We start from the raw sequence: 26,755 nt of genomic DNA on the forward strand, positions 1-26,755 counted from the left end.
AGGATGTCATGGGCCGATCGGTCAGCTATCCAAGCGGGGCAATCGTCGCATTCACGGTTCTCGAGGTCGAAGCCGAGGACGACTGGGAATTCGAGTACGAATGGCTGCGCGAGGATCTGCGCGAGCGGGCCGCCAAAGCCTTCCCGTCGCTGATCCCGCATGACGGCTGGCGCGGCCGGGAGGAACGGATCCTCATGCGCAATGCCTATGCGGATTTCGGTGTGTCGGTCTATGGCGGGCTGGTTGCCGTCTGGATCGTCGAACGCGATGATGGGGCCTATTGGGACGCCGATTGGCGCACGGCCCGCTCACCGCGGGCACAGCGCTGGCTGTCCCAGATCGCATCCCGTTTCGATGCCTTGTTTGGCGACTACGATTGCCTCGGGCACATGTCGAACGGCGAGGGGGTCTACACCAAACGCGCAGCTTGAGGCCTGTGAGTTGGGTGGTCGCGGCGCTGGGTTGCCATCCCTGACTGCACTTTGCCGGCCGCTCATGGTCTGTCGCCATGCGAGAGAGGCCCTGGGCCAGCCGCCAGTCTTGCGCAACCCGGCTTGGGCGGGCCCGTGTTGGCCTTGGCCCTTCGGGCTTAAGGCCTGCCCGCGCCAGCCCGCCAAGCCGGGTTTCCCCTGACGGGTGCGCAATCCTGCCTGAATGCTGGCCCTGACGGGCTCTCGCTGGCGCAGCCATGAACGGGTGCGTCGGCCTCACGCCAGTCAGGAGGACTTCCCCATGCACACGTCATTTGCCGATCAACTCGCCGGGCTCGATCTCGCCGGTTTCTCGATTGGACCCGCTCCCCTATCGACAAGCGATTTCCCGGTCCGGGAGGCGGTTGTCCAAACCCTCGAAGCGGTCTGGTCCGATCTTTTCGCCATGGTGTCCGGGACCGCTCTTGAAGCCGACGCCGAGGATCTTGGCTGGGCCTTCGTCAACATCTTCCACCGCTCCGCCGAACGCAAATCGACGGCCCTTGACCGGGCGACCGACGAGGTCCGCGCGCTGATTGCTACGGCCGATGGATCCGAGGTCCACACCGATGAACTCGAGACCCAGGTCGAGCGGGCGCAGTGCGCCGAAAGTGCGATGCTGGCGCTCGAGGAGATGCGCGAGGTCGCAGCAGCCCTTTACCTCAACGAGTTCGGGTCATCGTGGAAGCCGGTCTCCAGTTCTCGCTTCAATCACAGCGTCATGCTTACCTCCGCGCTGGTCGAAGGGCGCGATTTCCTGCGCGCCCGTGCCGAGGCCAAACGCCGTGCAGCGGTGCCCGAAGGAACCCCGGTCGTCTTCGCTGGCGGGCGCACCCGTCATGGATGCGAAAAGGATGCACTGACCTTCGGCAACAATGTCTGGGCCACCCTCGACAAGGTTCGCGACCGCGTGCCCGACATGGTGCTCATCCATGGCGGTGATACCAAGGGCGTTGACCGTCTGGCATCAAGCTGGGCCGAACGGCGCGGCATCCCGCAGGTCACGTTCTCGCTCGATATGCGCCTGGGTGCCCGTGCCGGCTTCAAGCGCAACGAGCGTATGCTCTCCCTCGATCCGCGTTACGTCATCGCCTTTCCGGGCAATGGTGTGCTCGAACGTCTGGTCATCGAAGCCAAGGCTCGGCGGATCACCGTTGTCGATCGGCGCGGGCCCCTCGGCACCAATCCGAAGAGCACTTCGGCAGGCACTGACTGAGGTCATGCCGGTCCTCGCGCCAGCGCCGGGTCGGCGCTGGCGTCGTCCGTCAGAGGAAAGGCGCGCGCCTGTCGTTTGGAGCCAGCGAATTGCCGTTGGCTTCAGTTACCAGGAGGCATTCCATGATCGATATCGAGGCTGTGATGGCCGACTTTGCCGTTCGCCAGGCCGAGCGGCAAGTGCAAGTGGCCGAAGAAATCCAACAGCTCAAGGCAGCCATTCTTCCGCGCTTGCAGGACGCTGGGATTGCCCGGGTCGAGATCCATTTCGACGGATGCGGCGACAGCGGTGCCGTTGAAGAATGTGCATGCCTCGATGCAGCCGGCGCGGCGATCCCGTGCCCGGAAGTCTCCCGCATGGAAATCGAAGCAGACAACGTTGGTCGCGCTGGTCCCGAAGAGCTGCAATCAATCGGCCAGGCACTTGAACAGCTGACCTATCTGGCGCTCGAACGCCACCATCCGGGCTGGGAGATCAATGACGGTGCATGCGGCCAACTCGTGATCGATGTGGCTGAAGCGACTTTCGTGCTCGACTGCAGTCTGCGCTTCATCGCCACCGATGATCATTCGACCGAGCTCTAGGAGATCAGGCATGGCCCACTGCTACTACCACGCTCTCTCGTCGGTCCGGAAATGGGGCGGCACAGTCGATGACTATCTCCCGCTGCACCAGTGGTTCGACCAGTCCAAGGCAATCCTGGCAGACCCACGGCACCGCGCGCTGCGGCACCATGCCGAGGGGATATTCATGCTCGAAACACTTTTCGGCGAGACCCTCGTCAATTCGGATGGTCGGGTCGTTCCGGTGCGTCAGGTCGGCGAACAGCACGTACGCGAAGACCTGGGCTCGATCCCCTCATTTGCGGACTGGGCGCGCTTGATCACGCCGCAGGCCTGGATGCTTCGAGGCAACCCTCTGGACGGCGCTGAAGGGGTGACGATCGACATGCCTCTCCCAGCCGAAGCAGTTTCGTCCAGGAATGAGCCACCGGTTGGAGGAGCGGTTACTACCGCGATCTAGGATGGGGTTCTCCGGTGGAAGGTCGGGCAGGGATGATCCAGCCAAGACCGGAGGGAAACGAGTCAGGGCTGACCTGTTCAAGGCATCCAGCTCCACCCGGCTTCGATGCAAACCTGTCCCTGAATCACCCCCCGTCGAGACGCGCAACCCGGATCAGGTCCGGCCGAGTTGCCGGGCTGTGCCCGGCTGCCCGCACCACCCGAACCAGTTCCGGGTTCCCCTTCGGTGCGCTTCGCCATGGGGCGCTTCTGCTCGGGTTTGCAGCCGGGATGGACCCGGAATGCTCGATCAGGAGAAAGCCCATGACCAATCTCGTTATCCTCGTTGGCCGCATCGCTCGCGACCCCGAGACCCGCACCACCCAGAGTGGAACCAGCATCACCTCGATCTCGGTCGTGACCGATCGTCCCGCCCGCAAGGATGGCAAGACCTACAAGGACGAAAACGGCTACACCGCCAAGGACAGCGAGTTCCACCGGATCACCTGCTTCAACGGCCTGGGCCAGAACGTCGCCAAGTATTGCACCAAGGGGCAGCTCGTGACGGTCGAAGGGCGCATCCACTACACCCAGTGGGAAGATCAGAGCGGCACCAAGCGCTACGGCTGCGAGATCATCGCCGACAAGGTCGATTTCCTCACCAAGGGCCGCTCCGGCAGCAACGAAGGTGCTCCCGATATCGATGAGGACTGAATGTCCTTGCCTCACGACAAGGCCCCGGTGGCAGACGCCATCGGGGCCTTTTCTTTTAAAGGCCTGCGATGCGACGGCGCGGGGCATCGAACCCCTTGCCGCCGCGGAGTGGACTTTACGCGGGAGCAATCCGCTTCAGCGTTTCCTCGATCCCGAGCGCCATCGATGCGCGAACGATCTGGCGTAACTGTGCCGGTTCGATCATCTCCGCGCCGCACTCGATCAGCAGCTTTCCGAGTTCAGTCGCTGCTTCTTCGCGGAGACGTGCCTCCTCGTTCTCAAGTTGGGCACGCTGTTCACGCAGCTTCTTCAAGGCATCTCGTGCAGTAGGTTTGGACCTGGCCATAGTGCTTCCTTCTTGCTGGCCGTTGGTCCCCTCCGCTGCCGATCTTGGCACTGCGGGGGCATGTAGGAAAATGGTTTGTGGGGCAGGCGTTGCGCTTCTGCGCAGGCGTTGGAGAGGTCTCTCTCGCAGAAAGACCAAGTGTGATGCGGGCTTTGGGGCTGCGTCAAGGACGACGGGGCCCCACCATTTTTACCGGGCAAGCCCGGCAAAAATCGTTGCCCCCATCGCCGCTTCGCGGCCGCTGACGCGGTCCCTGACCCAGCCCGTCACCCACATCCTTCGCAGCTCCTGATGCGACGCATCGAACATCAGGAGGAAAGATCATGTACGCTTCACTGAACATTGCCGCTGCTGGTCCCGCCGCCGATCAGGCAGCCTTCGTTGCTGCCCTGGATCAGGCCCATGCCCGGTCCTTTCACAGCTACTTCACGCAGTACGTCCTGACCGATGACGAGGCAGGCTATATCGCGGTCGATGAAGGCGACTACGGCGCCTTGCCCAAGGCCATGCTGGACCGTGTCATCGATACTGTGCCGGGCCGTCTCAGCGATGAATTCTGACCCGCCGGTTTGGGAGGAAGTCCGTCAGGGCTTCCTCCTTTCTTTTTGCTCGCAGACCGTTGCGGCATCCCTCAGCCGGTACGGGGAGGCGGGTTGCCAGCGTCAGTCGGGGTATCGGGACGGTCGAGATCGGTGAGCCGCTCCGGCATATCCAGGACCTTCAATGCCGCAGCTTCGATGGCCTCTGCCTGCGTCGGGAAAGCCTCGGAAGAACTGATCGACACCCCGCTCGGGTAAGTGACTGTCGCCTGGAAACCGTTGCCCTTCGGCGTCGCGCTCAATGTGACCTGGCCCATGCGGCGCTTCCTTTCCGCCCTCATCATTGCCGGCATCATAGGCGTCGATTCCGCCTGTGCCTATCGCGATCCGCAGATCGGCAACCTGCCAGCGCCCCATAGAATGGGGGCTTGAAAACCGCATCATCCGTTACAGGCTCAATAGCTGGTTCCTGTCCTCGCAGCTGGGGACTTAGGAGCACACCCTACGCGACGGGTCGCAGGAAAGGTGGGCAGAAAAAATATGCAATCACAAAGGAATAGAGCGAATTTTGTGAAATGGCAGCTTCTCCGTCAAAAGTGACGGGGGCGAGGGCAGTTACGTGGATTTGACCAAGGCCAGGCCGGAAGTGGCGGAATTCCGCAGTCCTCTATGTTCTTGACATGTTCTTGAATCTGACTTAGCTTCGATCCTGCCTTTCGCAGTGTGAATCGGGCTCCTGACCACAAGGAGTCCGTGCATGACACGGCCAATCTGTCTCCAGGTTTACATCTCCAGCGAGCTCAGCTCGCTGATCCGCAGGGCTGCCAAGGCCAAGGGGATCAGCATGAGCGAGTGGGTTCGCGCCTTGCTCGCCAATGCCTGCACAGAGGACGAGCTTGCCTCGCGGCTCGACGCTTCCATTGAGCGCATTTCCCGCCGCTCGGTGTTCCTCATGGTCGGGGTTGATGCGCTGCTGGCAGGCCACCCCGACCACGCGCTGCGCGGTCGGGCGCACCAGGCTTACGTGCGCAAATGCAAGGAGCTCGGTCTTTCCACAGCCGCTGGCGAGGGAGGCTCCGATGAAGCGTAATCTCGTCAACTTCACGCGTGGCAGCCAGCTGCTCGGACACTTCAGCTTCATGTTCGCGGCCGGTCTCAAGGGCCCACTGATCGTTGCCGCGCTCGTGATCTCATGGACCTCCTGGTGGACCATTTCGGCAGGCCTCACCGATCACGAAGTCTATCTCGTCTGGATGCGGATCTATGCCGCCATCTACGGCTTCATGGAGTTCGATCCCGCCAAGCGGATCACCCTGGAAACCGCTTTCGGCGCGACCATCCAGTTTCCGATTGCCCAGCTCGACCACTACCCCCCGGTGGTCCATGCGTGGGAGAAGCTGACGGCGCTTCTGACCAGTGCATTGTGGCGATCCGGTTTCCTGCTGGTCCCCGCTTTTGCCGTCTTCTACTGGTTCGCCGAGCGGTTCGGTGGCCGCTCCAAAGAGCGCAAACATGAGCGCGGCGCGATGCTCGTCACGCTCCCCGAACTCGTCGACGAATTGACCGCGCACAACCGGCGTGAGCGCACCCGTGAGCTCGATACTGCACTGGGCTGGAAATGGCGGCTCAGCCTGCCGCGAGAGATCGCCCGGGTCTTTCCCTATCGGCCATCGCATATCGCCACGGTGGCCTATCCTTGGCGGCTAGAACAAAGCCACGCAATGCTCATTGGCACCACCGGTATGGGCAAGACCGTGGCGATCTCTGACATGATTGCGGAGGCAAGAGCCAAGGGCCAGCGCTGTGTGGTCTTCGACCTGACCGGCGCCTTTATCGAGCACTTCCATGCGGCCCATTGCGACATCATCCTGAACCCACTCGATGCGCGTTGCCCCCAGTGGAGCCTGTTTGACGAATGCCGTTCTGAAGGCGAGTTCTGGGCCGCCGCGGACGCCCTCGTCCCCCACGACGGGGGCGGTGAAGCCCAGTTCTGGGTGATCGCTGCCCGAGCCCTTTTCGTGGAATTCTGCCTCAAACTTGTGGCCGAGGGCAGGGCGACCAACGACGCCCTGGCGCGGGAGCTGATGACCGCGGACCTCTCGCGCGTTCATGCCATGATGCGCGGAACGATCGCCGATCCGCTGACCGCGCCGGAAGCCGCACGCATGGCGGAATCGATCCGGGCCGTCTTCAACGTGAACGCCAAGGCGCTCAAGCTTCTGCCCACTGCCGGACCTCGTTTTTCTGTTCGCCAATGGATCGAGGACGGGGCCGCTGGCGCCAGAAGCGAAGGCTCGATCCTGTTCATTTCTGCCCGCTATGTCGACATGAGCGTCTGCGCGCAGCTGCTCACGCTCTGGCTCGATACCGCCATGAACACGCTGATGACGATGCCCCGCACCCGCGATCTCAAGTGCTGGTTTTTCGTCGATGAGCTGGGTGCATTGCACCGCCTGCCGGCCCTCGAGAAAGGCTTGCAGACAGCGCGCAATTTCGGCGGCGCGATTGTCCTTGGCCTTCACGCTTATGCCAAGCTCAAGGAGGTCTACGGCGAGAACATGGCGATGACGCTGGCATCGCTCGCCCGGACCAAACTGATCCTTGGAACCGCCGACCGCGAGACCGCCACCTGGTGCTCCGACTTCATCGGCCATCGCCAGGTCAGGGACATGGAGGAGGGCTACACCTATGGCTACAACAATGCCCGCGATGCGGTCAGCCTCACCCCGCGCAAGCACATCGAGCCGCTCTTGCTGCCCGACCAGCTGATGAACCTGCCGCGCCTGTCGGGGTACATCAAGTTCCCTGATGGCTTTCCCGCCGCACCCGTCAAGCTGAAGCCCGTCGACCGACCCAAGCGGGCGGAAACCTTCATCGCCAGGGTCAAGGACAGCCCGAAGGCAAGGGTCACGGAGATCCATCCGGCGGCGGAGCAGGCAGAGCAGAAGGCAGCGCCGACAGGCGGCGAGCATCCCTCGTCGAACGACGACGGCGCCGGCAAGCCGGTCGTCCCGAAGCAGGGCGAGCTAGCCTTCGACCAGGGTGCGCGAGCTGCCTCGAAAAAGGAGCCTGAAGCGCCTGCCAAGGATCTTGGGCGAGCAGTGGAACGCACACCCGGCAAGACGTCGAAGGAGCGAGAACCGGCAACTCGTTCCGGGCAAGACAAGGCGGGCAAGGCCAGGAAGGACCGGTCGAATACCAGAACCGATGCTCCGCCGCGAAAGGCTGGACCTTCCGCCCGCCCACTTCTCCCGACAGGCGAAGCCGCAGCGGCGCGGGATCAGTCGGCTTCGCCTAAGGGCACGCCTCAGGCCAGCACGCCCGGAACGGAAGGGCTGCAACAGGGCAAGCCGGATAACCCGAAGAGCCAAAGCTCGAGTGATGCTGCCGCGCGCAAGCTGATGATCGAGGATGGTTTGCGGGAGCACGAGCCTCCGCCGATCACTGGTCCGGAACTTGGCGACATGGAGATGTGAGCATGTCGCCAACTGCCTTGGCGTTGGGGACCGATCGATGCTGTCGGTAGCCAATGTCCGCACCGCCGGCGGCGCGGCCAACTACTTCGCTGCCGACAATTACTACACGCGGGCGGATGCCGATCGCTCGGGTGAGTGGCTGGGGAAGGGCGCTGCCGCGCTCGGGCTTACTGGTTCCGTAGACGCACGGCAATTCGAGGCGGTCCTTAAGGGACTGCTGCCCGATGGTAGCCGCGTGGGCAGTGACAACCGGGCGCACCGGGCGGGGACCGACCTCACCTTTTCCATGCCGAAAAGCTGGTCGGTCCTTGCTCTGGTCGGCGGCGACAAACGGATCCTCGATGCCTATGCGTCGGCCGTCCGGGAAACCCTGCGCTGGGCCGAAAAGAACCTTGCCGAGACCCGGATGGAGGTTCGCGGAAAGGAGCGTACCGTCCATACCGGCAACCTTGCGATCGCGCTGTTCCAGCACGATACCAATCGCAACCAGGAGCCCAACGCCCACTTCCATGCCGTCATTGCCAATGTGACGAGAGGGGGCGACGGCAAATGGCGGGCGCTGCGCAATGACAAGCTCTGGCAGCACAATACCTTGCTCAATGCCATGACGATGGCGCGATTTCGCCTGAGCGTCGAGAAGCTCGGCTACGAGGTCGGTGATTTCGGCAAGCATGGCAATTTCGAGGCCGTAGGTGTGCCCAAGGCGGTCCGCGATGCCTTCAGTTCCCGGCGAGCGGAAATCCTGGAAGCGGCCGCCCAGATGAACTTCTCAGGGCCGGGCGTGCTCGATGCTGCAACCTTGATGACCCGGGCCGACAAGGGCCGGATCGAAGATCGCGATGCGCTGACGCAGCAGTGGCAGGACGCGTCCGCGAGGCTGGGCTTTGATCCCGCCACGGTGATTGCCACAGCCAATGCTCGCAGTGCGCAGGATCTTGGCAATGTGACCGGCTTGGCGCCAACGATGCGCGCGCTTGCCCGCAATGTTCAGGCCCTCGCAACCACCTTTGCCGAACGGCTCGGCCTGCGGGAAGGTGACCCGCTGATACCTGGCAGGCTCATCAATCGCAGCGTCGAGCAAGTCGCCGCAATTCATGCAGTCGCCTCGGCTGTCCGGCATCTCGGTGAGCGGGAGGCGGCCTTCACCCGGGCCGAGATATACCGCGCAGCGCTTGGCTTTGCGCTCCCGACTTCGCTTGCAGACATCGAACACCGCGTCGACCAGCTGCTCCGCCAGGGACATCTGGAGAAGGGCAAGGGTGCGGACCGGGAACTGCTGACGACACGCGACGCGATCAGCCTCGAACAGCGAATTATTGCCGGGGTTGAAGACGGGCGCGGCGTAGCCCCGGCGATAGTCTCTCCCGACCTTGCCGGGGCCCGTCTGCAAGCCCTGTCCCAGATCAAATACGGCCTGACCTTGAACGCGGGACAGGAAGGGGCCGGGCGTCTGCTGCTTGGCTCGAACAACCGCATCGTCGCGATCCAGGGCGTCGCGGGCGCAGGCAAGAGCACGGTCCTCAAACCTGTCGCCGATATCCTGCGCGAGGAGGGCAGGGGTGTGCTCGGGCTCGCGGTGCAGAACACGCTGGTCCAGATGCTCGAGCGCGACACGGGTATTGCCTCGATGACAGTGTCGCGGTTCCTCGCCCGGCACCGGGATCTCCTTGAAGGGGCCGATGCGGACCGTCTCGCCGAGGCGCGGGCCGACATGCGCGGCACCGTCGTGCTGCTCGATGAGGCATCAATGGTCGGCAATGCCGACAAGGAGAAGCTTGTTCGGCTGGCAAACCTGCTGGAACTCGGCCGCTTTGCCAGCATTGGCGACCGCAAGCAGTTGGGTGCCGTCGATGCTGGAAAGCCATTCGATGTGATGCAGCAGGCCGGCATCGAGACTGCGGTGATGGGCACCAATCTTCGCGCGCGCAGCGAAGGCCTGCGTGAAGCCCAACGGGCAGCGCAAGAAGGGCGCATCGAAGACGCCATGCGCCATCTAGCACCCCAAGTGATCGAGGCGGGGAACGATGCGGCTGTCGAAGCCGCCGCAGCCTGGCTGTCCCTGTCGACTGCCGAGCGCGAAGCAACCGCGATCTATGCCTCAGGCCGAAACCTGCGCAGTGCCGTGAACGAGGCTGTGCAGACGGGCCTCAAATCCAGCGGGGAGCTTGGTCCTGACACCATGCGGCTCCAGACCCTGTCCCGCGTCAATGTAACCCGTGAGGAGCTGCGATATGCGAGCACCTACGCCCCCGGCATGGTGGTCGATGTCGCGCGGCGTCAGCGCAACCAGGGCCTTGCAGCAGGCGAATACCGGGTGGTCGGAACCGATGTGGCGCGCGAGCGAGTCACGCTGGAAAACGAGCGTGGCCGCCAGTTCGAGTTTCGTCCCGGTCAGATCAGGCCGCAAGGTGAGCAGGATCCGCTGCGCCTGTTCGAAGTGCGCGCTCTCGACATCTATACCGGCGACAAGATCCGGTGGACCGAGACCGATCACCAGCGGGGCCTGCTCAATGCCGACCAGGCCCGCATTGTCGCTGTCGACAAAGAGGCTGTCGTGGTGAAGACATCCTTGGGCTCAGAGCACCGGCTGGAGCAGGGCGACCCGATGCTCCGCCGTCTCGATCTCGCTTATGCGCTCAATGCCCATATGGCACAGGGGCTGACTTCCGATCGCGGCATTGCGGTCATGGACAGCCGCGAGCGCAATCTGGCCAACCAGCAGACATTCCTGGTGACAGTCACACGGCTGCGCGATGGTCTCACGCTCTATGTCGATAATGCTGGCAAGCTCGAAGCGGCGGTCGAGCGCAATGCCGGCATGAAACGTTCGGCGCTGGAAACGGTCGATCTCCTCCGCGATGCGGCAGCCAAAGGTCAGGCCAAAGATCGTGTGGCTCCTGCACCGGAACGCAAGCCGCCAGAGCTTGACCGGTCGATCACCAAGCCATTCGAAATCGGCATATAGCTTGCTGCTCTCCCCATCCGTCCGCACACTGCCGGTTGACTCGAAGTTCTTTATTTGTTCTCATTAGCCCATGCCCCGAATCTCCGATGATATCCTCCTCACGCATCTCGAAGTCGCGCTGGCCGTTGCGCCGCAGCACACGCTCGTCCGCCTCAATGCCGATGATCCACGCGCCCAGCGCAGCGCCAGGGTCGATCTGGCTCGTCATCTTGTCGAGCGCATGCGCGGTTTCACCATCGAAGGCGACAGTCATGGCGGTCCAGGCGCGCAGCCATGCCTGTTTCCGGGCGATCTGTCGCCGATCGGATGAACTGGTAGTCTTGTCGAGGAGGGTTACTGGAGTGGCCGGTCCGGGGCGTTGGAGCTCAGCTGAACAATTCGCTCGGCGATAGCCTGCCATGTCCGAATGCCTGCCTCATCGCCAGCAATTGCGAGCGCCCCGATCTGTTCGGCGACGTGCATGGGCGCCTTGTCCCCATGGGATTGCAGGACATGGTTGGCGCAGGCCCAGAGCTCCCAGTCGCTGAGCATCAGCCGAGCGCGCTCACCACCCCGCCAACCGTCGCGTAGAGACCGTAGGCGACGAAGGCTGCGGCAAGAAGGAATTCGAGGCGGAGTTTGAATGCAGTCGGACGAGGCTGTCCGGCTGGCCATATCTGGTTGCAGGCGAACCCGTTGAACCCCGAACGCTCCCCGACCACTTCAACGCGAGAGCCTATGAATCTGCGTACTTGGCGGGTGTTGTCGAGTTCCCAACTCCCGCCACCATCGGTGCGCAGCACCGGCCCGTTTGCCGCCCGCTCGACGACGCCGGTCAGATGCGTGGTGCCGCTCACTGGCAAGCCGGGCCTTTCCAGTAGCGGTTCCAGCGCAGGACAGTGCCGGTCTTGATCATGGCGCATGACAAATCGGCACCTGACGGCAGACGGCACCAGGCCGCGGTCCTGTTTCCGCCTGCGGTCCCCTCGGAGCGGCATGTCAGCCGCGGACCTCTGATTACCACGTGGCCGGTTGAGATCGTTCCGCGCGCGCCGCCCATCAGCCGTACCAGCGCATCGCGTGCCTTAATTGCGGTGGCATCGGGGCAGGGTTGATTGGTGCGGCAGGTGCCGTCCATTTCTCGCGCAGCGATGCCGGCGATCCGAAGGTGAGGGCCTTCCGCACACCAGACCGGACCGTCACCATCCCAGACATGAGTGGGCGTGCAGACAAACGTCTGCCCGGAGGCGACGATCGAAGCGGCAAGCAGGGCAAGCATCAGAAGGCCACCTTAGAGCGCCCGTCCGAACCAGAGAACCCGTCCGACGATGTTGAGCGTGCGTTTCTCGAGGCCGCGCCAGCTTGGATAGGCAGGGTTGTCGCTCAGGACCGACGCGCGCTTGCCCTGTGGTTCGAGCGCAATGCGCTTTACGCTCAGCATGTCATCCATCCGCAGGACATAGATCCCGTCTCTCAGCCGCGCCTGGCCGTCCCCGAGATCGACCATGACTTCGTCGCCATCATGAAGGGTGGGTTCCATGGAGTCGCCATGCACGGCGATGATCGACAGGCTCGATGCCTTGCTCGCGGTCAGGCGGCGCAGCCACTTTTCGTCGAAGCCGAATTGCGCGGATTTGGCTTCCATTTCGGCCAGAGCGCCGTGGCCGGCTGATGCCTCGACATTGAGCAAAGGCACATGAACGAGCTCGACCACCGGGCCTGAGCGGCGGGCAGGGGCTCCAAGAACCTTCTCATCGACCCCGAAAAATCGCGCCAGAACCGAGCGATCCTGCTCGTCCAGCTGTCGCGGGCTACCGCGCCGAATGTACTGCTGGATGTAAGCGGCATTGCGCCCCAGCAGGCGCGAAACCGAGGAATAGTTCACTCCTCGTTGCTGGATCAACTCGTCCAGGGCTCTTCGTGCGTCGTCCATGACTGCCAGTCCTATCGCGGGCACCTAGGAAATTGATCCTAGACTCTAGGAAGCCTTCCTAGTAAGAACAAACAAAGAACACAAGCCGAAAGCGAGTCGAGTGCGATGGAGCTACTGGAGCAGATCGAGGCATACCTGGCGTGTAGTAGTGTCACGCCTAGCACGTTTGGCAGATTGGCCGCCGGCGATCCGAGACTCGTTGGAGACCTTCGGTCGGGTCGCCGCCTGCGGCAGCGGACCGAGGAACGCTTGCGCGACTACCTGAAAGATGTCGCAGCAGGTGGTGAAATCTTCCGAACTGACCAACAAGCTCGCAACCCGACGGCTTGCCGCCGAAGATGAAACTGCTGCCGAGTTACCCACAACTAAGTGAACATTGGAAGAACAAACTTGCCCTCTGGGAATCAATCTGCCACTGTGACGTAAATCTACACAGCGAGGCGGCGATGCGCAGATCAGTGGTACGGCAAAACGACTTCAATCAGCTGTGCGACCGCGCGGGCCTGTCTCATGCCGAAGCTGCTGCCCTGCTTTCGGTGTCCGAGCGGACCATTGCTCGCTATGCAAACGGCACCGGACATCCGTCAGCACTGGGGCGACGCGTTCTTGAAGAGGCGGCCCGGAGGGCGGTGCAGCCACCGCGCCAGGTATCGTTTCGTTTTATTGATCTGTTCGCCGGTATCGGCGGGCTGAGGATCGGTTTTCAGGGCATTGGCGGCCATTGCGTGTTCACGTCCGAGTGGGATGCCAACGCGCAGAAGACCTATGCGCAAAACTTTCGGGACAATCATCCGCTGGCTGGTGACATTCGGGAATATGCCGAGAACCCGGCGAAGATCCCCGAGCATGACGTGCTTCTTGCGGGTTTCCCCTGTCAGCCGTTCTCGATCGCCGGCGTATCGAAGAAGAATGCACTGGGGCGGCCGCATGGCTTCCTTTGCGATACCCAAGGCACGCTATTCTTCGATACGGCCCAGATCATCGCGCACCATCGTCCTGCTGCGTTCGTACTGGAAAACGTCAAGAATCTCGAAAGCCATGACAAAGGCCGCACTTTTGCGACGATCATGAACGTGCTGACGAACGAGCTCGGCTACCATGTACAGACGCGGGTAATCAGTTCCGAACACTGGGTGCCGCAGAAGCGCGAACGCATCTTCATCGTCGGATTTCGTGAGCCAACGAATTTCGATCTCAAGGGGCTAAAGCTGCCGGCAGGTGGTCCAAAACTTGGCAGCATTCTAGAGCGGCATGAAGATGTCGATCCGCGGTACACGCTGACCGAACGGCTGTGGGAATACCTTCAGGCTTATAAGGAGAAGCACAACGCCAAGGGTAATGGCTTCGGCTACAGCCTGTTTGGACCGGACGATGTCACGCGCACTCTGTCGGCCCGCTATTACAAGGATGGCTCGGAAGTACTCGTCGCCCAACCGGGCAAACGTCCGCGGCGCCTGACGCCGCTGGAATGCGCCCGGCTAATGGGCTTCGATCATGGCGACCGGCGATGGAAGATCCCGGTTTCGGATACGCAGGCATACCGCCAGTTCGGCAACGCCGTCGTGGTGCCGGTCGTAGAGTTCATTGCTGAGGCAATGAAGCCCCATATCGAGGCGGCGCTGGCGAACGAAAACGAACGGCCTGCCGATGGACCGGTCACCGTGACCCGTCCCGATCGGGAACCAGCACTCGCACATGGCTGACATTGTACCGGCTGATGTCCGCAGCCGGATGATGGCAGGGATTAGGGCGACGAACACCAAACCCGAATTGCTGCTGCGCAAGGGACTTCATGCGCGCGGTCTGCGTTTTCGGCTCCACGATCCCGCGTTGCCGGGTAAGCCTGACATCGTGTTCCCGCGCCATCGGGCCGTGATCCTCGCCCATGGTTGCTTCTGGCATGGGCACAATTGTCACCTGTTCAAGTGGCCCTCGACGCGCCCTGATTTTTGGCAGGCGAAAATCGCCCGTAATCGGGAGGTTGATGCCCGTACCGACATCGCGCTCGCCACTGCCGGATGGCGGCAGGCGGTCGTCTGGGAATGCGCGCTCAAGGGGCGGACCCGATTGCTATTGGACAACGTAATCGACAGCTGTGAGAACTGGATCAGGTCCGACCTGCAGCGGATGGAAATCAGGGGAGCATAAATGCGTCGGGGGATGTTGTCGGACCTTTTCCTTGGTGTGGTCGCCAAGCAGCTGACGCTTGTCGAGACTATTACGGAGCGGTCGAACCAGCACGAGTTTCAGGGGACGAAGCCGCTGCGGCGCCTACTGGGCGACGAGGACCGGCGCGGCATCCCGACACGCTTCATCTGGATCTCCGGCGAGCAGGAAGCGCTGGCGGAGGACGGCTTCATGAGCTGGTCCAACGTCCGCAAGGGCAAACCTCGCGCGCCGGAATACCACCTCTATTATTCGGGCAACTCGGTCACCGAAATGATGCAGGCGGGCGACATGCTGTTTCTCGCGCTGCAACGGGATGGCTCCGTACTGGTCGTCATCACTCCCGCCGGCACCATCCAGAACCAGCTGATGTGGCTGTTCGGGCTGGAGGAGCAGCGTGAGCTTGGCTTTACCTACCAGGAAATCACGGCTGACCGAGGTGCCGAGCTGGACTTCGCAGCCCGGTACATTCTCGACGAGCTCGGCATTGACCCCGAGGAGCCCGAGGCTGATCGGCTCGATGGCCTTATAGAGCAATTTGGGCTGCAATTCCCCACCACCCGGGTGTTTTCGGACCTCGCCCGTGCATCGCTGCCTGAGGTTTCAGCGGCAGATGACCCGGATCAGGCGCTGATTGACTGGATGGACCGCGAGGAACAGCTGTTCCGACGCCTCGAGCGCAGGATCGTGGCAGCGCGAATTGGCGACGGGTTCCGGGCAGCCGACGGCGCCGACGTCGACGGATTTCTGTCCTTCTCCCTGAGCGTCCAGAATCGGCGCAAGGCTCGTGCTGGTCAGGCTTTAGAGAACCATCTCGAGGCTGTATTTCAGGCTCAAGGTATCCGCTATCTACGCGGTGCCGAGACCGAGAACCGCAACAAGCCTGACTTCCTCTTCCCGGGACAGGCTGAATATCGGGACCCAGCATTCCCGGCAGCGCGCCTCACGATGCTGGGCGCAAAATCGACTCTCAAGGACCGCTGGCGTCAGGTTCTATCCGAGGCTGTTCGCATTGAGGAAAAGCATCTGCTCACGCTGGAGCCGGGCATTTCAGAGAACCAGACCGACGAAATGCAGGCCAAGAAGCTACAGTTGGTAGTGCCGCAACGGCTTCACGCCACATATCGTCCGGCGCAACGAGCGTGGCTTATGCGGCTCGGTGACTTCGTGCCGCTAGTGAGATCAAGGCAGCAAATCTGACCGCACCGTAGCTCCACTTCCTTGGACTTCGACGATTCAGTGCCCTCGCCACGGAACCAAGAGTTGCTCGCGCCTGCTTCGCAGCCGCACATAGGGCTGGACTAATCGATACACCTGAGGCCCATCAAAATTGAGATTGTTTGGGGTTCACCCGCTCGAAGCTCTCCGGCTTGATACCGATGGATCAGAGCCAGAGCCTCACTTAAGTTGATGGCGCTTGATGTCGACAGTCGTTCGAGAGCGGCCACTTGCCCCAGCCAAAGCTCTTCCGGCACGCCCTCCGGTCGAGCGGTTCTCCGACGTTCCGCAGTAAGGTTCCGGTTTCGGAGTTCGGCTTCGAAAGTTGCCGACATCTGAGCCGCTACGATCTCGAGGGCGCTTTTTGACCGTGCGACTGCATCTTCATGAAAATGCTTTGCAGCTTCTGTCACCAGATCCCGGTGCACCGCTTCCAAACGCTCAACCGACTCCTGTTTTATTAGCGGCTGAGAAGCAGGTCTGCCCCTTGCAACCGCCTTCCAGTCTGGTGGTGCAAACGGCTGCAGGCATGTTTCGATTTGCTCTCGTGACAACATGCACCAGCCCTCCTTCCCGTGAGCCGATCCGATGAGGAGCAGTCGCGGAGGTGCGGCAAGCCGAACCGCGCGCTGGACCGCCCGCCACCGGCTCATGAGCGCCTTGCGATCTGCAAGAAGGGCGATGCGTTGCGCGTCGGTCGGGGCGGTGGCAAGCAGTTCCTCCGCCTCGGTGGACCACAGACTTGGCAAAAACTCGTCGGGAAATGGGTCCAGTTGCGCGGCGACCAACAGAACCGTGGAGCCGATTGCGAGCGCCGGGTGGCCTTCTGGCATCATGACAACGGTCTGCGTGAGGCGCTTGGCCCGACTAAACGTGGAAGCCGCCGCAGCGCAGTACCCGCCCACGAGGGTGTCGAAGATGACGCTACCGTTATCGAGGAAGTGGAGCGGGCGCGGCGTGTCTTCGCCTTCGTCCGTCAGGACTGTCCTGCGCGGGGGAGACGAGACGTCGGAACGGCGCAGGATGAAGGGAAGGTGGTCCGACATCCAGCGCTCATGATTAACCCCCGGTAGCAAGAATGGGCTTTGACCTGCTCTGCCGGATGCTGCCTGACGTGGATACCACAGTGTTCGAAAGCAATAGCTGTCGACCTTGTCAGTCCTGCGCCCGACATCGAAATCCCCCGCTCGATCCATCGTCTTGAGCCAGATGGACATGGCGCTCTCTTTTCTCGCTACTGGCGTATGTCCGGCGAAGTTCGCTCCTATAGACTGGCGCTCCTGGTCCGGCTGTTGCCACGTAGCGTAAAGCTCCCGTGCCGCAACGGTGTTCACTGACGGGTCAAGTTTGATACTGCTCGGAAGCCCTTGATCTGCCGCGGCGAGCTTTGAGACGGGATCCGGGCTTGATCCCGCGACGGCTGTTTGTGCCAAGATCTGCTGAACATCAGTAAGCTGCTCCGGGGACAGTGGCGGAAGGGGGGCGTCAAAGACGCCCATCGCAGCCATACAGTCAGCTACCGCAGTTTCCTGCGCTCCTTCGACGAGTATTCGCCAAATATCTATCCACCGTTGCCCATGACGGTCAGCGCGGCCGCCGCCCAACCGGTCGATGCGCCCGATTAGCTGGTCAATGCTGTCGATCTCCCAAGGGAGTGAGTAGAAAATCATACCGCTGGAGATCTGATGGAGATTTAGCCCGGCCTGAACCCAATCGCCCACCAGAAGTAGACGGCTAACTCCTGAGTTGAGTGGGGCAAGCGTCGCCTGCATTTCCCGCAGATTGGTAACCCGGTCGACCTCCCCCGAAGACGGCCTCCGCAGCACGGAGATTGCAGCCTCAAGCTCTGGAAAGTACCTCGGCAACGCCGCCTGCAGCAGATCGATCGTCGGATTATCGCCGCATACGATAATAAATGTCTGGTCCGGGTCTTTCGTCCACTGGCTTGCGAGAATATCGAGGAGCGCGCCAAGCCGGGCGTCGCCGGGATCGTCGAGCGTGAGCTGACGCGCAGTGCGGGCCAGTTCGCTTAGTTCCCCGCCACGGCCAGCTATCTCTGCGAGGACAACGCGCGCCGCGCGCGCACTGCGCTGCAGAGACTTTGCCGAGGTCCATTGGGGGCCTTCAAAACCGAGGCGCGAATCTGCGTTGCGAACGAGAGCGCGAGCAATTTCAATCCTGAGCCGTTCATGGTGCAACGGCTGCACACGTATGGAGTGGTTGCGCCTGCGCGGGAGCCGATCGTTCCAGTCACTTCGGCTATTTCTCACGATTCGCCGCCCAGCCGCGAACCGGGCGTGAACCAGTGGAAATGCGTCAGCACCTTTCAGAAGTTCAGTCGCTGCGCCCGCTTCCCGTTCCGCGAGCAGCTCATCAATCGTCTTATTCTGAAGTTGCGCGAGCTGAGCAATTTCAGGTTCCAGAATTCGCATCAGCATGTTGCGCCAGGCACCATCTCCAAGGCGAGGTGTCGCCGAAAGCACCAAGACCTGTCTGAAGCCGTCAGCAAGTTGAGAAATCGTTTGAACCGCATCTCGGGGCATCGTCTGCGGCTCATCGACAACGAGTAGATCGAACACCTTGTTGTCGGCTTGGAAAATGCGGCCTCCTTCATCGTCTCTCACCGTAAGGTCGCGCGGGCGCACCAAGGTCACGGATGGCAGATTTGCAGGGTCAAAGTCCGAAGCGCCAACCAGAGCAGGCATGACGTGACCCTTGGTCCAGCATTCGTCCTGCCATTGCGAAAGAAGGTTGTCAGGGGCAACAACGAGCGTTCGATGCGTCGGGTCCTGAAACCTGAGCGCATTCACGATCATCAGCGCCTGAACTGTTTTGCCGAGACCCACTTCGTCGCTAATCAAATGACGTATTTCGGCTTCAGAAAGCACCCGGCGGACAGTCGCCAGCTGATGCGGAAGTGGTTCAGCAGCCACCCCGAGCGCGCCGCCCAGCCCTTCGTTAAGAGCAAACGCACGCATCCGGTACGCGCCGACGCAGTTTACGAACCTGAGAAACGGATCCGTCACGCTGTGGCAATCTCCGGCAGGTCTCGCGCCGCAAGGCGCCACCGCAAGCAGACATATCGGACGGCGCGAGCCGTTTGCGTGTCAGAGAGTGCGTGAGCGAGGGTTTCACCCCAGTTTTCGCCCGCAATCACCTGAGCCGGGCAAAGCCAGAACTGGAGAAGCGTCCGGATTTCAGACCTCCCCATCCATCGAAATCCGGGCCTCCTGAAACTGTCGACGTGGCAGCTGTCGAGGAGATCTACCAAGTCGTCTTGTGTGAGTTCTCCATACCATGCGTTGACAAGCGCGTTCCAGCGGCGTGCGGGTAGGATCAATGGCCTGAACATGGGTAACGTGGCAAGGACAGCAGCCTCTTGAAGTGCAGCTTTCCAGACGTGAGCTGGGCGGCTCATATCAGGCTCTTCGAAAGTTTCGTGACCGAGGTCTTCATGATACCTCCGCAGATCGTCGTATGCGTCTATGACGGCCAAATCGAGGTTGCCTGCGGTGTCGTCGTCCCATTCAGAGAGTGCCAAAGAGACATCGGGAATCTCATCGCGAAGTCGTTGAATTAAATATCCGTTCAGTCGCGCGCGGTCAGATCGGCTCGAGATCACGGGGAGATCATTACCTCTGGTCAGCCACTTCCGCCAGGCGCAGTGGACGACGGCACCATGTGACGACAAAATAGTAAGATCGAGGCCTTCTTCCAGCTCCAGCCAGGCATCGCCGCACAGCATGCGGGTCACCGCTGCTTCGAGCTCGCCTGCGATCGATGATCGCTGCCAATCACTGATCGCGTTTCGGCATTGCGCCAGTCTCCACGCCACCGCCGAGCGTGCCAGATCAACAATGCCGAAGCGGTCCGAGAGGCTCACTGCCTCGCGAACAACAGGCGGCACGATGCAATTTTGCGGTGCGAATGCGGGTTGCCCATGATCCAGCACTAATGCCGCAGAGAGCGCTTCGTGGTCGCGGGCGTCCGCTACCAAAAGTTGCAAGCCTCTTGAATCAGCTCGGCCGCTCTTGAGTATCGGGGCATCGGCCGTTGCAATGAGTGTTGGGATTTCCCTGGAAAGTCCGTCTTCCGCCGACCACAGGCCGGTGTCACGATCATACGTCAGACGGTTGATCGGCGGTAGCAGCTCCACAACCTCCGTTCGAAATCCGTCAACCGAGACTCGCAACTTTGCAGCGCCTGACGTGATCGGAGTCTTAAAAAGCTGCGCCCGGAGTTCCTGAAAAATCTTGGAGGTGCCGCGAACGAGCGCCGGAACTCTCTCGAGAACTCCTTCAGAGGTGATCGTTGGCATTCCTCCTGCAGTTAGCCGCAAACGCACTCGAACACCCTCAAGAGCAACAGGTGCGGATACACGAACCGAAAGATTTCCACTTTCCAGATCCGCCAATGTCGGCCGTGGAGGGTCCAGTGCAATCTCGGCGGACTCTGCCTCCGGAAGCTCAACCATTTCAAACAGGATTTTGCTGTCGCCCGCCTCGCTACACTCGATCCAATGCTCGCCGCATGCAGGTTTGAAGACCGACCAACTTTGATCGCCAACCCGCATGACACGGCCGGGATCAATGCTGCCATCCAGTTTCGGTGAGATGCCCACGCTGCTGGCCGAGACAAAAACGGGAAATGCTGCAGCGAACTTTGAGGCTGCACCAGGTAACGGCAAGCCCATAACTTGCAGTCCGGTCTTGCCAATGACAAAGCCTGATCGGCGCAAGACTTCCGCATCTGCTTTGTCAGCCGTCGAAAGCCAACTGAATTCCGGCGCGGACGGTTCGCCGGTCGCAATCCATCGAATTACATGCGAACGAGCAGGTAATTGCTCACCCGGGAAAACAGCCTGTGCCTCTACAAACCCGGCACCGACAAGGAAGAAGGATGTGCTCCTCGGCTGGAGAGCAGCAAGGATCTTCTCACCGGATTCGTCGAGTTGTTCCAGTTCACCGTCTTGGCAGAGCGGAGCAGCGGGAAGCTCTGCCGGAAGCCCGATTGCAATCGCTCCACCGAACAGAAATGTCCGCAGGGGAACCGCCCTATCCGCGCCAACTGCTCTGATCCGATCGCCCGGAGAGCGCAACAATCCTGCCACCTCCTGCCGCACTTCAGTCGGGAGAACGGGGCCTCTGACGAGCAGATGAGTCGGCGATCGCTCCTTAAGCGCCAACACGTAGCGAGCCGGCGGAACACTGGCGACGTTCCTGAACTTCCGCTCCGTTATGCGTCGTGCTTCGTGGATCGCGCGCGACGCGCCCGCGTCTTTTCGCAGATCGCGGTCGATCCGCTCCAGTATAGCGCCCGACAGCCAGCCATCGGATGCTGGGTACAGCAAGCGCCTCATTACTTCCGACGCTGTATCCGTCTGCTGAAGCCAGTTTTCGAAACGACGACTTGCCTGACCGACGGCGATTTGCACTAGGTATTGATGAAGCGCTTCGGGATCATTTCCCGAGATTCCAGCCCGGAGCGCTTGCCGCAATGCGCGAGCGAGCTGCGGTTGCAGCTCCAGCGGAACCAGAGCGTTTGCAATTGGCCAGGCGATTAGTGGGAAATGGCGCTCCCAAGCACTGTTTCCTGGTTTCGCTATGGCGAACTCGCGATGCCCGAGTTCGAAAAATCGGACTAGTGCTGACCGAAATCCACCACCAGCGATGTGGTGAAGGTCTTGCTCGACTACGGGCCAGAAGTCGGTTCCGGTCCCTCGATATCGATATCCCACCTCAGCCGTTACAGCCAAAAGCGGGAGGTACGACCAGTTCCACTGAGGGCTTGAAAGGCTGGGGTCACGCTCGAGCGCGCGCCAAAGTAAATCCCTTACCCCGATTAAATCGTCAGCACGCAGGCCGTGCTCTATCATGAAAACAGGAAAAGAGCCGCGGTCGTCGGACATCCTTGAAATGCGACTGCCGATCTCTTGGTGTTTTTCTTTTAGGAGATCTAGCGCCGACATTGTTACTTTCATGCACAAGAGGCGTGGTCGGGGCGGATCCAAAAAAATTGATTGCCCCTCATTCCCCTATGCGCAACACACTGGCCTACAGACCTTTCTCCGGTCAACTCGGATTTATTGAAGCGGCGAGAAATCTTGGTGAAGATGCGTTCTAACGTCAGGGATATGCGCATTTCGCAGGAGTTCCAGGAGCTACGACGCATAGCCGACTTCATCCGCAGCTTTGTGCATGCTCGGAGATCGGCGAGTGTCGCGGAGGTCTGTGAGTGGGCGAGCCGATTCCTCGATCCGCTTGGCGCAAGCGAGGATGCCCGGATCCGGCCGCTGATTTCGCTCCTTTGCGAGGCCGGAGATTTTGGATTTGGAAGCGTACGCGAGGAGCAGGTTCTGATCGCTCTGCCGGAGCGGCGAGTGGAACTGCCGGACGGTCGGGTGATTGGCGTGGGTGATCACGGAATGCCTATGTCTGAAGAAGGTATCGGTCTCTTTCCCGACGCCGCCTTGCCCCCGTGTTGCAGCTTGTTGGAGTATTTGCAGGAAATCGATGACGCACCGCCGCCGCATCTGGAGCGATTCGTGACTCCCTCAGGCACGTGGGCGGAGGTAGCCGAAATTCCAGAGGCGCTGTCACGCGCACTCGCACTATGCGGCAGTTTTGATCCAGCTACAAAGTCGTGGTTCATCAGCGATCAGAACGCCAGTTTCATCAACGACTGGCTCGGGCTTCATGAGCAATGGCAAAGCCTGGCAGACGCCGCCGGGCCTGACCCGGAGCAGCAACGCGTAATTGAAGCGCCTGCGAATGCGCGATTGTTGGTGGAGGCAGGGCCCGGTTCAGGCAAGACTTTCGTGGCATGCGCACGGATAGCTTCACTCGTGGACCTTGGAGAGGTCGTCCCGTCACGAATTCTCGTTTTGAGTTTCACGCGCGTGGCAGTGGCCGAACTTCGTGATCGCGTCGCCGCATTGAGCCCTTCTTCGGCAACCTCTGCGATCCACACGCGAACATTCGATGCATTTGCTGCGCGCTTGCTTGGGGCCGCAGGCCAGCCGGTCAAGGGGGGGCACGATGCTTCGATCCGAGCGGCGACACGGCTGCTCGTGCGCAAAGATCCGCTTGTTCTTGATATTGTTTCGGGATTCGAGCACGTCGTCATCGATGAGGCGCAGGACCTTGTGGGGGACCGGAAAGCCTTCTGTGACGCACTCGTTGAGGCGCTGCACGACGGTTGCGGAGTCACTGTTCTGGGTGATCCTGCGCAGGCTATCTACGGCTATCAGGTCACGGAAGCTGAGAGAGACGCGTTCGTCGAAACCGTCTGCAATCGTGCCGAATTTTCGATCATCCGTCTTGAACAGGATCACCGGACGAAAACTCCGGCACTGGGTGATATGTTCGCCGAATGCCGCGATGAGCTGCTGTCCCCTGCCTCAGATCAGCGGGCACGCTACTTCAAGGTGCGCGATCGTATCCAGGCTGCTGCATCAGAGAGCGGCATTTCTGGGTTCGCCGGTCACGCTTCCACGACGCGTGGTCTGATCCTCACGCGGGGGCGCGGCGCGCTTATCACCGCCGCAGAAGCGTTGAGGTATCGAGGCCGGGAATTTCGGATCCGTGTTCCAGATCGCCCGTTGCACATCGAAGCGTGGATCGGGGCGACCTTGGGCGGCTTGCCCGGAAATGAGCGTATATCGAGAGATGGCTTTTCCGCCCTGTTCGACGAACTGGCACCTGCCTGTGACCGGGATATTGCCGAATGCTGGGAAATCCTGCAGGAACTTGAAGGTGCAACTGGACCCCATGTCGTCGTTTCCAACATTGCCGAGGCGCTTGAAGATCCAGTCCTCGAGATCGTCCGCGATCATGAGGGGAACACGGGCCCACTGCTGTCTACCATTCACGCAATCAAGGGTCGAGAGAGCGACCGCGTGATGTTGCTGTTGACGAAAGCTCCAACTGGAGAAGATGTTGACTGGGACGAAGAAGCGAGGACGCTTTATGTTGGAGCGACCCGTGCATCTGCGGAATTGCGGACGGGATGGGTTACCCCGAACAGATACTTCCGAACAGGGAGACCTGAACGATACTGGGCTCCGCGCGCAGGCTATCGAATGCTTGAGATTGGACTAGACGGTGATCTGTTGAGCTGGAGCGATCTTCTTAAAAACGGTCTCGTTCCAAAGCCGCGCGAAACCGTTTCTGCAATCTGGGCGGCTGCTCGCGCCCAATCATCGTTAAGGGCGGTGCGGAACAATGCAGGGCTGTCAACGGCGGAGCAAAAGTCGGCCATTCGGCGGCGTAAAACCAGGCCATCGTGTTACATGCCGGGGGGAGTGGCGTGAGGGCGTAGCCCGAGGGCCACTCCCCCCGGCATTGGTGTAATTTTCAGGGTCTGGTTTTGGCCTTGCGGGCCCGGCTGTGCGCGAGGCGATAGCTTTCGCCGTTCATCTCGAGGATGCTGACGTGATGGGTCAGGCGATCGAGGAGCGCGCCTGTGAGACGCTCAGATCCGAAGGTTTCGGTCCATTCGTCGAAGGGCAGGTTGCTGGTGATGAAGGTGGAGCCGCGTTCGTAACGCTGGGAGATCAGCTCGAACAACAGTTCGGCGCCGGTCTTGGAGAGCGGCACAAAGCCCAGTTCGTCGATGATGAGCAGCTTGTATCCGGCCATCTGCTTCTGGAAGCGCAGAAGACGGCGCTCGTCGCGGGCCTCCATCATTTCGCTGACCAGCGCTGCCGCGGTGGTGAAGCCCACCGACAGTCCTTTCTGGCATGCTGCCAGTCCGAGCCCCAACGCTACGTGCGTCTTTCCGGTGCCTGATGGCCCCAGAGCGATGGCGTTCTCACGCCGCTCGATCCACTCGCAGCGCGCCATCTCGAGCACCTGCATCTTGTTGAGCCTGGGGATGGCGGCGAAGTCGAAGCTGTCGAGGCTTTTGACGGCGGGGAAGCGCGCGGCCTTGATGCGCCGCTCGACCATGCGACGCTCCCTGTCGATCATTTCCATCTCGACGAGGCGGGCGAGGAAGCGGATATGATCGACGCCTTCAGCGGCACATTGCCGCGCGAGCTTGTGATGCTCACGCAGGCACGTAGGCAGCTTGAGCGCCTTGAGATGGTGAGCGAGAAGGATCTCCGGGGCCTGATCGCTCATGCGGCCTCCTGCCGGTCGGAGAGCAGGCTCAGATAGGCTCTGGCAAAGGTCTTCTCGACCGTGGTGCGTGGCAGGAAGGGATAGACGTCCAGGTCCAGCCTGGGCGGTACGCGTTCGATCCGGCACAGGACGAGGTGCTTGACGGCATCGAAGCCGATGGCGCCAAGATCGATGGCCTGTTCGACCGCCGCCTGGAGATCGGCGAGGGTGAACGTTTCCAGCAGGCGCAGTACCTGCACATATTCGCGCCTGCCATGTTTGTGCATGCGCCCTTCCATCAACCGCTGCAGTGTCGTGAACGCTTCGGGCAGGTCCCAGCCCTGCAAAGGCGCAGCCTGGTCGAATGCGTTGATCTTCTGCTCGATCAGCGGGAGATAATGGAGCGGGTCGAAGACAACCTCCTCGCGGGCATAGCAACGAGGATGACGGGCGATGACTTCGCTGCGGCAGCCGATCACCACCTCATCGACATAGGCCCTGATCCAGACCTCCTGATGGCCCCAGGCCACCGGAACCGAATAATCGTTGGTCCTGTAGCGCACCAGGGATTGCGAGGAGACCCTCCCGCCTTTCTGATCGCAGGCCTCGAAGGGTGTAGCGGGCAGAGGCTGCATGGCCGCGAGATCGCGCTGCAGCCGCTCACCGATCGTCTCGCTCTGCCCGCGCACCTTGTCCTGCTGGCGCTTGCGGCATTGCTCCTCCAGCCACAGGTTGAACGCCTCCCAGGTCGGGAACTTCGGGATCGGCACCATGAAGTTGCGCCGGCAATAGCCTACCAGCCCCTCCACATTGCCTTTCTCGTTCCCCTTGCCCGGGCGAGCATAGCGGTCGCGGATCACGTAATGTGACAGGAAAGCGCTGAACAGCGTGGCACGCTGCCGCGTGCCGTCGGGCAGGATCTTCGTCACAAGGCAGCGATCGTTGTCATAGACGATCGAGCGCGGTACCGCGCCGAAAAACGCGAAGGCATGCACGTGTCCGTCCACCCAGGCCTCCGCCACCGCCGCCGGATAGGCCCGCACATAGCAGGCATCACTGTGCGGCAGATCGAGCGCGAAGAAGTAGGCCTTCTGCTCCACCCCGCCGATCTCCACCAGCGCTTCCCCGAAATCGGCCTGCGCATCTCCCGCAGGGTGCGCCAGCGGCACGAACATCTCCCGGCTGCGCTGTTCGCGCTCCCGGATGTAATCCTTGATGATCGTATAGCCGCCGGTGAAACCATGCTCGGTGCGCAAACGGTCGAATACCCGCTTCGCCGTATGGCGTTGCTTGCGCGGGACACTGCGGTCACCCTCAAGCCATCCATCAATGATCGCCACAAACCCGTCCAGCTTCGGGCGCTGCGGTACGGACTGGCGCCGGTAACCCGGCGGCGATGAAAACGACAGCATCTTGCGTACCGTTTCGCGCGACACATTGAAACGCTTCGCCGCCGCCCGTTGGCTCATGCCATCCGCGCAAGCCAGACGGACCTGAAGATAAAGTTCCACGCTGTAGATCCCCACACCTCCCTGACTCGGCAGAAAGGCTTCAAGGTGGACGACTTTTACGCCGCCCGCAGCAGGACTATCCCGCCGCTACCGTGGTCGAATATTGCTCCGCCGTTCTCA

At 61.3% G+C, this 26,755-nt stretch carries 24 protein-coding genes; 14 read left to right on the forward strand and 10 right to left on the reverse strand.

All coding sequences use genetic code 11. From position 1 onward, the window contains the following. Positions 1–8 precede the first annotated feature (8 nt). From A9D13_RS15940 to A9D13_RS15960, 5 genes are all read left to right on the forward strand, one after another. Positions 9–431, forward strand: a complete 423-nt coding sequence (locus A9D13_RS15940; protein WP_066775781.1) for a hypothetical protein — start codon at positions 9–11, stop codon at positions 429–431. A gap of 301 nt (positions 432–732) precedes the next feature. Beyond that, complete coding sequence (locus A9D13_RS15945; protein WP_066775791.1) at positions 733–1,686, forward strand: DUF2493 domain-containing protein; 954 nt, start codon at positions 733–735, stop codon at positions 1,684–1,686. Between the two features lie 122 nt (positions 1,687–1,808). Then, complete coding sequence (locus tag A9D13_RS15950; RefSeq protein WP_066775792.1) at positions 1,809–2,270, forward strand: DUF6878 family protein; 462 nt, start codon at positions 1,809–1,811, stop codon at positions 2,268–2,270. 10 nt (positions 2,271–2,280) lie between these two features. Then, complete coding sequence (locus A9D13_RS15955; protein ID WP_066775793.1) at positions 2,281–2,709, forward strand: DUF6915 family protein; 429 nt, start codon at positions 2,281–2,283, stop codon at positions 2,707–2,709. A 302-nt stretch (positions 2,710–3,011) separates the two neighbouring features. Beyond that, positions 3,012–3,401, forward strand: a complete 390-nt coding sequence (locus A9D13_RS15960) for a single-stranded DNA-binding protein (protein WP_066775794.1) — start codon at positions 3,012–3,014, stop codon at positions 3,399–3,401. 115 nt (positions 3,402–3,516) lie between these two features. Here A9D13_RS15960 and A9D13_RS21175 read toward each other — a convergent pair whose 3' ends face one another. Beyond that, on the reverse strand, positions 3,517–3,714 hold the full coding sequence (locus tag A9D13_RS21175) for a DUF6437 family protein (protein WP_229665351.1): 198 nt from the start codon (positions 3,712–3,714) through the stop codon (positions 3,517–3,519). Between the two features lie 356 nt (positions 3,715–4,070). Between A9D13_RS21175 and A9D13_RS15970 the strand changes: the two genes are divergently transcribed. Next, positions 4,071–4,307 (forward strand): hypothetical protein, encoded by a 237-nt coding sequence (locus tag A9D13_RS15970; RefSeq protein WP_007688359.1) that lies wholly within the window; start codon positions 4,071–4,073, stop codon positions 4,305–4,307. A gap of 71 nt (positions 4,308–4,378) precedes the next feature. On the opposite strand, the gene A9D13_RS15975 is transcribed toward A9D13_RS15970, so the two are convergent. Beyond that, positions 4,379–4,603 carry a hypothetical protein gene (locus tag A9D13_RS15975; protein ID WP_066775800.1) on the reverse strand — a complete coding sequence of 75 codons (225 nt, stop codon included), beginning with the start codon at positions 4,601–4,603 and terminating at the stop codon, positions 4,379–4,381. A 440-nt stretch (positions 4,604–5,043) separates the two neighbouring features. Between A9D13_RS15975 and A9D13_RS15980 the strand changes: the two genes are divergently transcribed. From A9D13_RS15980 to A9D13_RS15995, 4 genes are all read left to right on the forward strand, one after another. Then, positions 5,044–5,376, forward strand: a complete 333-nt coding sequence (locus A9D13_RS15980) for a hypothetical protein (protein ID WP_066554166.1) — start codon at positions 5,044–5,046, stop codon at positions 5,374–5,376. After that, positions 5,366–7,762, forward strand: coding sequence for a type IV secretion system DNA-binding domain-containing protein (locus A9D13_RS15985; RefSeq protein WP_066775802.1), 2,397 nt, complete (start codon positions 5,366–5,368; stop codon positions 7,760–7,762). Before A9D13_RS15980 ends, A9D13_RS15985 begins: the two co-directional genes overlap by 11 nt. Before the next feature lie 37 nt (positions 7,763–7,799). After that, a complete protein-coding gene (gene mobF / locus A9D13_RS15990; protein ID WP_066775804.1) occupies positions 7,800–10,727 on the forward strand; it encodes a MobF family relaxase in 2,928 nt (975 codons plus the stop codon). 70 nt (positions 10,728–10,797) lie between these two features. Then, positions 10,798–11,037 carry a hypothetical protein gene (locus A9D13_RS15995; protein WP_066775805.1) on the forward strand — a complete coding sequence of 80 codons (240 nt, stop codon included), beginning with the start codon at positions 10,798–10,800 and terminating at the stop codon, positions 11,035–11,037. A 23-nt stretch (positions 11,038–11,060) separates the two neighbouring features. Here A9D13_RS15995 and A9D13_RS21180 read toward each other — a convergent pair whose 3' ends face one another. Genes A9D13_RS21180 through A9D13_RS16015 form a run of 4 tightly spaced genes read right to left on the reverse strand, consistent with a single transcriptional unit; the run spans position 11,061 to position 12,639 of the window. Then, positions 11,061–11,258 carry a DUF6961 family protein gene (locus A9D13_RS21180; protein WP_066775807.1) on the reverse strand — a complete coding sequence of 66 codons (198 nt, stop codon included), beginning with the start codon at positions 11,256–11,258 and terminating at the stop codon, positions 11,061–11,063. Further along, the gene (locus A9D13_RS16005) at positions 11,258–11,563 is read right to left on the reverse strand and encodes a DUF5818 domain-containing protein (RefSeq protein ID WP_066775809.1); all 306 of its coding nucleotides are present in this window, start codon (positions 11,561–11,563) and stop codon (positions 11,258–11,260) included. The genes A9D13_RS21180 and A9D13_RS16005 overlap by 1 nt, the downstream gene beginning before the upstream one ends. Next, complete coding sequence (locus A9D13_RS16010) at positions 11,560–11,985, reverse strand: thermonuclease family protein (protein ID WP_066775811.1); 426 nt, start codon at positions 11,983–11,985, stop codon at positions 11,560–11,562. The genes A9D13_RS16005 and A9D13_RS16010 overlap by 4 nt, the downstream gene beginning before the upstream one ends. 12 nt (positions 11,986–11,997) lie before the next feature. Continuing rightward, positions 11,998–12,639, reverse strand: coding sequence for a S24 family peptidase (locus tag A9D13_RS16015; RefSeq protein WP_066775813.1), 642 nt, complete (start codon positions 12,637–12,639; stop codon positions 11,998–12,000). A gap of 338 nt (positions 12,640–12,977) precedes the next feature. On the opposite strand from A9D13_RS16015, the gene dcm reads away from it, so the two are divergent. Genes dcm through A9D13_RS16030 form a run of 3 tightly spaced genes read left to right on the forward strand, consistent with a single transcriptional unit; the run spans position 12,978 to position 16,005 of the window. Next, positions 12,978–14,342, forward strand: a complete 1,365-nt coding sequence (gene dcm, locus A9D13_RS16020; RefSeq protein ID WP_280521084.1) for a DNA (cytosine-5-)-methyltransferase — start codon at positions 12,978–12,980, stop codon at positions 14,340–14,342. After that, positions 14,335–14,787 (forward strand): very short patch repair endonuclease, encoded by a 453-nt coding sequence (locus tag A9D13_RS16025; RefSeq protein WP_054587183.1) that lies wholly within the window; start codon positions 14,335–14,337, stop codon positions 14,785–14,787. The genes dcm and A9D13_RS16025 overlap by 8 nt, the downstream gene beginning before the upstream one ends. After that, positions 14,788–16,005, forward strand: a complete 1,218-nt coding sequence (locus A9D13_RS16030) for a type II restriction endonuclease (protein WP_066775817.1) — start codon at positions 14,788–14,790, stop codon at positions 16,003–16,005. Between the two features lie 101 nt (positions 16,006–16,106). Here the strand turns inward: A9D13_RS16030 and A9D13_RS16035 are convergent, their stop codons facing one another. Together A9D13_RS16035 and A9D13_RS16040 are read right to left on the reverse strand one after the other, a co-directional pair. After that, the gene (locus tag A9D13_RS16035) at positions 16,107–18,956 is read right to left on the reverse strand and encodes an SNF2-related protein (RefSeq protein WP_172808202.1); all 2,850 of its coding nucleotides are present in this window, start codon (positions 18,954–18,956) and stop codon (positions 16,107–16,109) included. An 89-nt stretch (positions 18,957–19,045) separates the two neighbouring features. Then, complete coding sequence (locus A9D13_RS16040; protein WP_156522122.1) at positions 19,046–21,991, reverse strand: hypothetical protein; 2,946 nt, start codon at positions 21,989–21,991, stop codon at positions 19,046–19,048. A 144-nt stretch (positions 21,992–22,135) separates the two neighbouring features. On the opposite strand from A9D13_RS16040, the gene A9D13_RS16045 reads away from it, so the two are divergent. After that, positions 22,136–24,334 carry a UvrD-helicase domain-containing protein gene (locus tag A9D13_RS16045; RefSeq protein ID WP_082922477.1) on the forward strand — a complete coding sequence of 733 codons (2,199 nt, stop codon included), beginning with the start codon at positions 22,136–22,138 and terminating at the stop codon, positions 24,332–24,334. A gap of 43 nt (positions 24,335–24,377) precedes the next feature. Here A9D13_RS16045 and istB read toward each other — a convergent pair whose 3' ends face one another. Beyond that, positions 24,378–25,145 (reverse strand): IS21-like element ISSsp5 family helper ATPase IstB, encoded by a 768-nt coding sequence (gene istB, locus A9D13_RS16050; protein WP_007686288.1) that lies wholly within the window; start codon positions 25,143–25,145, stop codon positions 24,378–24,380. After that, complete coding sequence (gene istA / locus A9D13_RS16055) at positions 25,142–26,635, reverse strand: IS21 family transposase (RefSeq protein WP_011950768.1); 1,494 nt, start codon at positions 26,633–26,635, stop codon at positions 25,142–25,144. Before istA ends, istB begins: the two co-directional genes overlap by 4 nt. Between the last annotated feature and the right edge of the window lie 120 nt (positions 26,636–26,755).

The sequence above is a fragment of the Croceicoccus mobilis genome (genome assembly GCF_001661965.1).
Classification (GTDB): Bacteria; Pseudomonadota; Alphaproteobacteria; order Sphingomonadales; family Sphingomonadaceae; genus Croceicoccus; species Croceicoccus mobilis.

Coding starts and splice junctions, on each gene's coding strand:
- A9D13_RS15940 (WP_066775781.1), top strand. CDS start 9: ATGGGCCGATCGGTCAGCTATCCAAGCGGGGCAATCGTCGCATTCACG.
- A9D13_RS15945 (WP_066775791.1), top strand. CDS start 733: ATGCACACGTCATTTGCCGATCAACTCGCCGGGCTCGATCTCGCCGGT.
- A9D13_RS15950 (WP_066775792.1), top strand. CDS start 1,809: ATGATCGATATCGAGGCTGTGATGGCCGACTTTGCCGTTCGCCAGGCC.
- A9D13_RS15955 (WP_066775793.1), top strand. CDS start 2,281: ATGGCCCACTGCTACTACCACGCTCTCTCGTCGGTCCGGAAATGGGGC.
- A9D13_RS15960 (WP_066775794.1), top strand. CDS start 3,012: ATGACCAATCTCGTTATCCTCGTTGGCCGCATCGCTCGCGACCCCGAG.
- A9D13_RS15970 (WP_007688359.1), top strand. CDS start 4,071: ATGTACGCTTCACTGAACATTGCCGCTGCTGGTCCCGCCGCCGATCAG.
- A9D13_RS15975 (WP_066775800.1), bottom strand. CDS start 4,603: ATGGGCCAGGTCACATTGAGCGCGACGCCGAAGGGCAACGGTTTCCAG.
- A9D13_RS15980 (WP_066554166.1), top strand. CDS start 5,044: ATGACACGGCCAATCTGTCTCCAGGTTTACATCTCCAGCGAGCTCAGC.
- A9D13_RS15985 (WP_066775802.1), top strand. CDS start 5,366: ATGAAGCGTAATCTCGTCAACTTCACGCGTGGCAGCCAGCTGCTCGGA.
- mobF (WP_066775804.1), top strand. CDS start 7,800: ATGCTGTCGGTAGCCAATGTCCGCACCGCCGGCGGCGCGGCCAACTAC.
- A9D13_RS15995 (WP_066775805.1), top strand. CDS start 10,798: ATGCCCCGAATCTCCGATGATATCCTCCTCACGCATCTCGAAGTCGCG.
- A9D13_RS21180 (WP_066775807.1), bottom strand. CDS start 11,258: ATGCTCAGCGACTGGGAGCTCTGGGCCTGCGCCAACCATGTCCTGCAA.
- A9D13_RS16010 (WP_066775811.1), bottom strand. CDS start 11,985: ATGCTTGCCCTGCTTGCCGCTTCGATCGTCGCCTCCGGGCAGACGTTT.
- A9D13_RS16015 (WP_066775813.1), bottom strand. CDS start 12,639: ATGGACGACGCACGAAGAGCCCTGGACGAGTTGATCCAGCAACGAGGA.
- dcm (WP_280521084.1), top strand. CDS start 12,978: ATGAAACTGCTGCCGAGTTACCCACAACTAAGTGAACATTGGAAGAAC.
- A9D13_RS16025 (WP_054587183.1), top strand. CDS start 14,335: ATGGCTGACATTGTACCGGCTGATGTCCGCAGCCGGATGATGGCAGGG.
- A9D13_RS16030 (WP_066775817.1), top strand. CDS start 14,788: ATGCGTCGGGGGATGTTGTCGGACCTTTTCCTTGGTGTGGTCGCCAAG.
- A9D13_RS16040 (WP_156522122.1), bottom strand. CDS start 21,991: ATGTCGGCGCTAGATCTCCTAAAAGAAAAACACCAAGAGATCGGCAGT.
- A9D13_RS16045 (WP_082922477.1), top strand. CDS start 22,136: ATGCGTTCTAACGTCAGGGATATGCGCATTTCGCAGGAGTTCCAGGAG.
- istB (WP_007686288.1), bottom strand. CDS start 25,145: ATGAGCGATCAGGCCCCGGAGATCCTTCTCGCTCACCATCTCAAGGCG.